This window comes from Nocardia sp. NPDC058519 (genome assembly GCF_042719755.1).
Classification (GTDB): domain Bacteria; phylum Actinomycetota; class Actinomycetes; order Mycobacteriales; family Mycobacteriaceae; genus Nocardia.
On the sequence record NZ_JBHXNK010000015.1, the window covers coordinates 150,465 to 158,747 of the forward strand.

The window sequence follows — 8,283 nt, forward strand, 5'->3', positions numbered from 1 at the left end:
GGCTTTGTCCTTGAGACACCCGCTTGGCGGGGGGGCGGCCCAAAGCACGGTAAGTGATCCCCCCCCCGCTGTCACTGGCGGCGCGGCTCCGGGGGGTGGCCCCGCCCCACGCCGTTGCTTTTTCAGGCAGGCAACCGCTCGGCCCTGGCGGTTTCGAGTAGTTCTTCCGCGTGCGCACGGCCGGTCTCGGTGTCGTCCAGACCCGCGAGCATGCGTGCCAGTTCCACCACTCGTTCGTCGTCGGTCAGCGTGCGAACGCCGCTGTCCACCTTGCCTTTTCCATCGTCGGACTTGTTCACCACCAGGTGGGTGTCGGCGAAAGCCGCCACCTGGGGCAGGTGGGTCACGACGATGACCTGGTGGGTGCGGGCCAGGCGCGCCAGGCGCTTGCCGATCTCCACCGCGGCCCGGCCACCGACACCGGCGTCGACCTCGTCGAACACCATGGTCGCGCCGTGATCGGAACCGGCGAGCACCACCTCGAGCGCGAGCATCACCCGCGAGAGTTCACCGCCGGAAGCGCTCTTGCTCAACGGCAGCGACTGCGCGCCGGAATGCGCGGAGAGCCGGAATTCCACCTCGTCGCAGCCGTTGGACCCGGCGTGTAGCTGTACCCCGCCGATCTCGAGCGGCGCCGAGTCCTGTGCACTGGCCGGTAGCGGACGGACTTGGACTTCCAAGCGCGCCTTGCCCATCGCCAGCCCACCGAGCTCGGTGCTCACCGCACTCGCCAGCTTGCCCGCCGACTTGGCGCGCGCGGCACTGAGTTTGCGTGCCGCCTCGCGCACCTTGCCCGCGGCGGTCTCGACCTCACCGGCCAGCTTGGCCAGCGCGTCCTCGGACACGTCGAGTGAGTCCAGGCGCGAGCGCGACTCGTCGGCCCACGCGATCACGCCGTCGATATCGGGCGCGTATTTGCGGGTCAGGGATTTGAGCTCGGCCTGACGGTTGAGCATCGAGTCCAGTGCGCTGGGATCGGACGGCAATTCCGACAGATAGCTGCTGAGTTCGGTGGCCACGTCGACCACCACCGCGATCGCCTCGCCCAGACGTGGAGCCAGCGCGGCCAGCGCCGGGTCGTCGGCGGAATCCAGGCGGGCGCGGGCACCACCGAGCAGATCGAGCACGCCACCGCCGTCGGCCGGTGCGTCGGTCGGACCCGACAGCGACTCGTGCGCGGCGACGCCCGCCTCGCGCAGCGAATCGAGATCGCTGAGCCTGCGGATCTCGGCCACCAGGTGGGTGTCCTCACCGGGTTCGGGCGCGATGCCGTCGATTTCGGTGAGCGAATACTTGAGTCGATCGGCCTCGAGCGCCAATTCCCTACTGCGCGCGGTGCGTTCGAGGAGTTCGGTGCGCGCGTCCAGCCAGGACCGGCGGTGCACCTGGTACTTGCGCAGCAGTCCCGCGACGCCGTCGCCGGCGAACTGGTCGAGTGCCGAGAGTTGCTGTTCGGGCCGCTGCAACCGCAACTGGTCGTTCTGGCCGTGCACGGTCAGCAGCCGGGAGGTGAACTCGCCGAGTACCGCGGCGGGCACCCCACGCCCACCGAGGTGCGCGCGCGAGCGCCCGTCACTGTTGACGGTGCGGACCGCGATCACGCTGCCGTCCTCGTCGGCTTCGGCGCCCGCCGATTCCAGCACTTCCCCGACCGCCGCGCGCGCCGCCTCGTTCACGTCATCGACGACGAAACGGCCCTCCACCACGGCTTTCGCCGCGCCGAGGCGTACTCGTCCCGCGTCAGCGCGCGCACCGCTGAGCAGGTGCAGGCTGGTGACGACCATGGTCTTGCCCGCACCGGTCTCACCGGTGAGCACGGTCAGACCCGCGTGGAACTGTGCGGTGGCCGTCGAGATGACACCGAGTCCGTCAATCCTGATCTCTGTCAGCATCAGTGCTCTTCCGTTCGCTGTCTGCCCCGCCAGCCGGTGACCGGCAGCTGGAACTTGCGCACCATCCGGTCGGCGAAGGGCGCCGAATCGAGCCGAACCCACCGCACCGGACGTTCGCCGCGCACCACTTCGGCACGGCCGCCACGCGGCAACGCGAGGGTGCGCCTGCCGTCGAGGAACACGATCGCATCATGCCCGGTCGCCACGGTTTCCACCGCGATGAGCGATTCCGGGCTGGTCACCAGTGGCCGCGCGAACAACGCGTGCGCGTTGCTCGGGATCACCAGCATCGCCTCGAGTTCGGGCCACACCACCGGCCCGCCCGCCGAGAACGCGTAGGCGGTCGACCCGGTGGGGGTCGAGATGAGGATGCCGTCGCAGCCGAACGCCGAGACCGGCCGCCCGTCCACCTCGAGCACCACTTCCAGCACACCCATCCGCTGCGCGTTCTCGAGGCTGGCCTCGTTGAGCGCCCAGCCACGTTCGACGATCGTGTCGTCGACGCGCACGGTGACGTCGATGGTCATCCGGTTTTCCACCTGGTAGTCGCGATCGACCACCTGCGAGAGTGCCTCGTCGAGGTTCTCGGCCTCGGCTTCGGTGAGAAAGCCGATGCGGCCCAGGTTGATTCCGAGCACCGGCACGCCCGCGGGTCTGCCGAGTTCGGCCGCGCGCAGGAAGGTGCCGTCACCGCCGAGGGCGAGCACCATCTCGCAGCCCTGTGCCGCGGACGGGCTGTGCGGCACCACGCGCACCGGATATCCGGCTTCGTCTTCGAACCGGGTGCTGTCGGCCTCGTCGGCCAGCACCCGCAGGCAGATGCCCGCTTCGGCGAAGATCTTCGCCACCCGATGCGCGGTCTCGATGATCTCCGCGCGGCCAGGATGGGCGACGAGCAGGATCTCCCTGCCGCCGGCGTGCGTACTCACTGCGGACCCTCCTCGACAGCGTGCGCGACCAGCGCCCGCACCTGTTCGGCGTCGTAGTCGAACGGGCCGACCTTGCGCAGCCACAGGAAGTACTCGACATTGCCCGACGGACCGGGCAGCGGACTGGCGACCACACCCAGGGTGCGCAATCCGAGCGCGGCCGCGGCGTTCGCCACATCGCACACGACCTCGGTACGCAACGCCGGGTCACGCACCACCCCACCCGAGCCGACGCGATCCTTGCCTACCTCGAACTGTGGTTTCACCATCGGCAGCAGATCAGCACCGTCGGCCGCGCAGGCAGCCAGGGCAGGCAGGACGAGCCCGAGCGAAATGAACGACAGGTCACCGACGACGATTTCGACTGTGCCACTGATGGATTCGGCGGTGATGTTGCGCACGTTGGTACGGTCGAACACCTGAACCCGGTCGTCGTTCTGCAGTCGCCAGATCAGCTGGCCGTAGCCGACGTCGACCGCGACCACTTCCCGCGCGCCCTTGTTGAGCAGCACGTCGGTGAACCCGCCGGTCGACGCGCCCGCGTCCAGGCACCGCTTACCCGCGATGCCGAGCCCCTCGGGTTCGAACGCCTCGAGTGCGCCGAGCAGTTTGTGCGCACCACGCGAGGCCCACGACACCTCGTCGGGTTCTTCCCGCACGATCAGCGGGGTTCCCGTCTCCACGGCCGTCGCCGGCTTCACGGCGACGGTTCCGGCAATCAGGACGCGGCCCGCACTGATCAGTTCGACCGCGTGTTCTCGCGATCGCGCCAATCCGCGGCGAACCAGTTCGGCGTCCACGCGCGCTCTCCTGGCCACCTCAGATCTTGTCCACTGTCGCCAGCGCGTCCACCAGTACGTCGTGCGCCTGCTCGAGAATGCGGGCACGGCGGGTGATGTCGGCGCCGGTCTCGGTGTTCTCCGCCGGGCTCACGGCGGGACGCGGGCCGAGTTCGGCGAGCAGTGCATCGACATCGGCCTTGATCCTGCTCGGATCGGCCGGTTCCTGAGGCGCCGAGACGCCGGGCAGGTGAGCGCCCGGCACGGGAATCCCGGGCCGGGGTGGCTGTGACGCGCCGTTCGGCGGTGAACTCGCAGTACTCATCGTGGCGTCAACGCTATCGGATTTCCGAATCGACCGCGCGCACCCGTACCGCCCGGCCTGGATACTGTCGCAACAGGTCCGCGATGTCCGCAGGCGCGGCGGCCTCGGCCACGACGGCGTCGTTGAGGGCGTCGAGGGTGGCGGCGATGTAGGTCGGGATCCGGGCCGCTGGTGCGCTGATCACCTCGTCGAGTGTGCTGACTCCGGTCAGCACCAGCAGCGAGTCGAGGCCGAGGCCGTTGGCGCCCTCGATATCGGTGTCGAGACGGTCACCGACAACCAGGGCGCGTCGGGTGCCCGCTCGCTCGATCGCGTTTTCCATCAGCGGCGCGTAGGGCTTGCCCGCTACGAGCGGCTCACGATCGGAGGCGGTGGCCAGGGCAGCGACCATCGAGCCGTTGCCAGGGGCGAGGCCACGCTCGTTGGGCAGGGTGCGGTCGGTATTGGCGGCGATCCACAGCGCGTCGGCACGTAAGGCGTAGGCGGCTTCGGCGAGGTCGGGCCACGCGGTTGCCGGCGAGTGGCCTTGCACGACCGCCGCCGGTGGGGTGTCGCCGAACCGGCGGATGGGGTCGAGGCCGACGGCCTTCACCTCCGCGGCCAGATCGTCGGTACCGACGACGAGCACCCTGTCACCGGGGCTCAGACGTTCGGCCAGCATGCGGGCGGCGGCTTGCGCACTGGTCACCACATCAGCTGTGGTGGCCGGGTAGCCGAGCTCGTCCAGGTGGTGTGCCACGGCACCGGGGCCGCGCGCGGCGTTGTTGGTGACATAGACCAAACGTTGGGCCGAATCACCGTTCGGTGCAAGCGCTTTGGGAGCACCCTCGATGACCTCGGGTCCGCGGTACAGCGTTCCGTCCAGGTCGAGCAGCAAAGCGTCGTATTGATCGCGTAGCCGGTCCATCCACCCTCACTCCGTCGTCACTGCCGGGTCGAGCACATCCGCGACCCTAGGCGAAGGCACCGACAGCTTCGGTTCTCCTCGGCTGTCGAATAGCATTCGCACCCTTCATGATCGGGCATGGGGCGAGCGTTCGGGCGCGGTGTGCCCGGTTCCACGTCCGCGGCCAGCGCGTCGCGAGCAGGATCGCCGACGCCGGCACACCGCCCCGGCATACAGAAGGCCGCAGGCGGGGAACCTTTCGGAGTTCCTCGCCTGCGGCCCTGTGCTGTTTCTACTGCGCGTCGCCGGTGAGCTCGGTTGCCCGTTCCTCGGCGTCGGTTTCGTCGTCGAGGTCGGCGGCCGCGGCGTTGAGGAACCACTGCAGGCCGTCATCGGTCCGGCCTGCCGCCACCAGCGCGTCGGCGTAGGCGTAGAACAGGCGCGCGGCGGCGGAACCGGTGCGGGACGGATCCAGATCGGAAGCCTGCAGCGTCACCACGGCCTGGTCGAACTGACCCAGATCCATCCTGGCGCCCGCGACCACCATGCGCAGCTCGGCTGCTTCGTCACCGGTGAGCGTCTGCGCTTCCTCGCTGCGACCGAGCTCGATGGCCCGTTCCGGCCTGCCGAGACCGCGCTCGCAGTCCGCCATCACCGCGAGGAGTCCGGCACCACCCGACATGCGTCGTGCGGTCCGCAGCTCCGACAGCGCCTCGGCCCACTCCTCGGCGTGGTAGGCCACCACACCGGCGGTCTCACGCACCACCGCGATGCGGCCCGCACGCTGCCGCGCGGCCCGAGCATGTGCCAGCGCGAGGCGCGGGTCGTCTTCGAGCAGCTCGACGGCCATCACCATGTGCCGGGCCACCGAATCGGCGTTGTTCTTGTCCAGACTCAGCAGATCGCGGCGCACGGCCGGATCCAGATCGGAGGCCTGCACGTCCTCGGGCAGATCGGGCTCCTCGGGACGAGCCGCCCGGCGATCATCCGGCCGACCACCCGTCGTACGAGCACCTTCACCACCACGTCGGCGATCATCGCCGAAGTCACCCGACCGCGCCGCACCGGACTCGGAGCCGCCACGCGAACGGTCGTCACGGTCCGAACGGGCACCACGATCCGCGAATCCACGGCGCTCGCCACGCGGACTTTCGTCCCGATCCGAATCACCCGGCGCGCGGTCGCTGTCGGACTCGTCACGAGGAAGATCCTCGCGATCCGCGCCACGGGGACGCTCGTCGTCGGCTGTATCCGCGTCGGCTACCGGAGCCACGCTGGGCTCATCACGTTCGGTGCCCGCATCCTCGGACTGCTCAGTGGACGCTTCCGGCTTCTCGGTCGCTGCTGCGGTGATGTTGTCCGACGGACCGGCCGTGCTGTCATCGATGGTCGACTCGTCGATGTCGGGAGCAGCCGCTGCCGAGACGACGCCGAGCACATCACTTTCGCGCTCAGTACGCTTCTCACGGTAGGTGCCGTTGAGCGGCTTGCCGTCCTCGCCGACGAACCGTCCCTGACCACCACCGGCGCGGGTATCACGCTTGAAGCCGCCGCGACCGCGATCGTCGTCCCGTCGGGGCCCGCGATCGTTGTCGTCGCGACGCGGGTAGCCACCCTTGTTGCTGTCGTCACGACGCGGGTAACCACCCTTGTCGTCGCGCTTGGGGTAACCGCCACGATCCGAACCACCGCGCGAGCGATCGTCGCTGTCATTGCGACGGAAGCCACCACGGTCACTCCCGCGATCGGCACTGCCGCGCGAACGGTCGTCGCCTTCACCGCGACGGAACCCTCCGCCCGAACCACCACGGGGACGGTCGTCATTGCTGCCGCGGTATCCACCGCGATCACCGCCGCGGTCGAAACCACCGGACGGACGGTCACTGCCACGGTCGTCACGCTTGAATCCACCACGGTCGCTCGAGCCGCCACGACCGGCGTCATCGCGGCGCTGATAACCGCCACGGTCGCCACTGTCGCTGCGCTTGAATCCACCGCGATCGTTGTCGTGCTTGGGGTAGCCGCCACGACCAGCGTCATCGCGCTTGGGGTAGCCGCCCTTGTTGCTGTCGTCGCGGCGCTGGTAACCACCGCGATCGGAAGAGCCGCCACGATCCGAACCACCACGGGGGCGGTCGTCGTTGCTGCCGCGGTATCCACCACGGTCGCCGCCGCGGTCGTCACGCTTGAATCCACCACGATCACCGGAACCACCGCGACCGGCGTCATCGCGGCGCTGATAACCGCCACGGTCGCCACTGTCGCTGCGCTTGAATCCACCGCGATCGTTGTCATCACGCTTCTGGTAGCCGCCACGATCGTTGTCGTCGCGCCGCGGGTAACCGCCGCGACCGGCATCGTCACGCTTGGGGTAGCCGCCCTTGTTGCTGTCGTCGCGGCGCTGGTAGCCACCGCGATCGGAAGAGCCGCCACGATCCGAACCACCGCGCGGGCGGTCGTCATTGCTGCCGCGGTATCCACCACGGTCACCGCCGCGATCGAAACCACCGCGATCATTGGAGCCACCGCGACCGGCGTCATCGCGGCGCTGATAACCGCCACGGTCGCCACTGTCACTGCGCTTGAATCCACCACGGTCGCCGCCGCTGCTGCCACGATCGTCGCGGTTGTATCCGCCACGCTGGCCCTCGGGACGACCGGAGCCGCGACTGTCGTCATTGCGACGGAATCCACCCCGATCGGAGCTGCCACGATCGGAACCACCACGCCCGGCGCTGCTTCCTCGGCCGGCGTCGTCACGGCGGAATCCGCCGCCTTCGCCACGGCCCGAGCCGCGATTGTCACCGTGTCCGCCGCGGGGGCGATCGGTCGGTTCGCCTCGCCGGCCGAAACCGGGGGCGTCTCCGTCCCGGCGGAAAGGCTTCCGTCCGTCGTTGTGTTCCGACACGGCGATCCCTCTCTAGGTTCCCCGGCCTCCGGGGAGTGTTGTCATGGCCCCGCCACTAAGAATTCAACCACGGACGAAGGACGGGGCATCGTCCGCCTGGCGTACCGAACCCGTATCGAGTCCACAAACGCCGATAGGGGACCCAAATAAGGGTCCCCTATCGCGAAGGATGTTCCGGCAGTGTCCTACTCTCCCACACCCTGTCGAGTGCAGTACCATCGGCGCAGGTGGCCTTAGCTTCCGGGTTCGGAATGGGACCGGGCGTTTCCCCACCGCTATAACTACCGTAACTCTATGAAACTAGACAGCGCTCCCCGAAAACACCGAAACCCCATTCCCAGGGGACCCGATGATCAGGTTTGCTGCAGTGTCTGTTGTTTCAGAAACCGCACAGTGGACGCGTAACACCTTCGTAGTAAGCCCTCGGCCTATTAGTACCAGTCACCTACACCAATTACTCGGCTTCCAGTTCTGGCCTATCAACCCCATGGTCTGTAGGGGGCCTTAACCCATCAAGTGGGAGAGAAACCTCATCTTGGAACAGGCTTCCCGCTTAGATGCTTT

At 68.4% G+C, this 8,283-nt stretch carries 6 protein-coding genes and 2 rRNA genes; all 8 read right to left on the minus strand.

Going from position 1 to position 8,283, the window contains the following annotated elements; translation table 11 throughout:
• Positions 1 to 122: 122 nt before the first annotated feature.
• Positions 123 to 1,892, minus strand: a complete 1,770-nt coding sequence (recN, locus tag ACFWPK_RS18590; RefSeq protein ID WP_378917307.1) for a DNA repair protein RecN — start codon at positions 1,890 to 1,892, stop codon at positions 123 to 125.
• A complete protein-coding gene (locus ACFWPK_RS18595; protein ID WP_378630063.1) occupies positions 1,892 to 2,821 on the minus strand; it encodes an NAD kinase in 930 nt (309 codons plus the stop codon). The genes recN and ACFWPK_RS18595 overlap by 1 nt, the downstream gene beginning before the upstream one ends.
• Positions 2,818 to 3,639 (minus strand): TlyA family RNA methyltransferase, encoded by an 822-nt coding sequence (locus ACFWPK_RS18600; protein WP_378917309.1) that lies wholly within the window; start codon positions 3,637 to 3,639, stop codon positions 2,818 to 2,820. The genes ACFWPK_RS18595 and ACFWPK_RS18600 overlap by 4 nt, the downstream gene beginning before the upstream one ends.
• A gap of 1 nt (position 3,640) precedes the next feature.
• On the minus strand, positions 3,641 to 3,925 hold the full coding sequence (locus ACFWPK_RS18605) for a hypothetical protein (RefSeq protein ID WP_378917311.1): 285 nt from the start codon (positions 3,923 to 3,925) through the stop codon (positions 3,641 to 3,643).
• Positions 3,926 to 3,938: 13 nt separating this feature from the next.
• Entirely contained in the window at positions 3,939 to 4,832 is an 894-nt protein-coding gene (locus ACFWPK_RS18610) for an HAD-IIA family hydrolase (protein WP_378917313.1), read from the minus strand.
• A gap of 271 nt (positions 4,833 to 5,103) precedes the next feature.
• The gene (locus ACFWPK_RS18615; protein ID WP_378917334.1) at positions 5,104 to 6,084 is read right to left on the minus strand and encodes a hypothetical protein; all 981 of its coding nucleotides are present in this window, start codon (positions 6,082 to 6,084) and stop codon (positions 5,104 to 5,106) included.
• Positions 6,085 to 7,891: 1,807 nt separating this feature from the next.
• Positions 7,892 to 8,008: ribosomal RNA gene (rrf, locus tag ACFWPK_RS18620) — 5S ribosomal RNA — on the minus strand.
• Positions 8,009 to 8,130: 122 nt separating this feature from the next.
• Positions 8,131 to 8,283, minus strand: a 23S ribosomal RNA gene (locus ACFWPK_RS18625); the annotation flags it as partial.

What these genes read in the sequence shown, in the direction of transcription:
- recN (WP_378917307.1), bottom strand. Translation starts at nt 1,892, where the DNA reads ATGCTGACAGAGATCAGGATTGACGGACTCGGTGTCATCTCGACGGCC.
- ACFWPK_RS18605 (WP_378917311.1), bottom strand. Translation starts at nt 3,925, where the DNA reads ATGAGTACTGCGAGTTCACCGCCGAACGGCGCGTCACAGCCACCCCGG.
- ACFWPK_RS18610 (WP_378917313.1), bottom strand. Translation starts at nt 4,832, where the DNA reads ATGGACCGGCTACGCGATCAATACGACGCTTTGCTGCTCGACCTGGAC.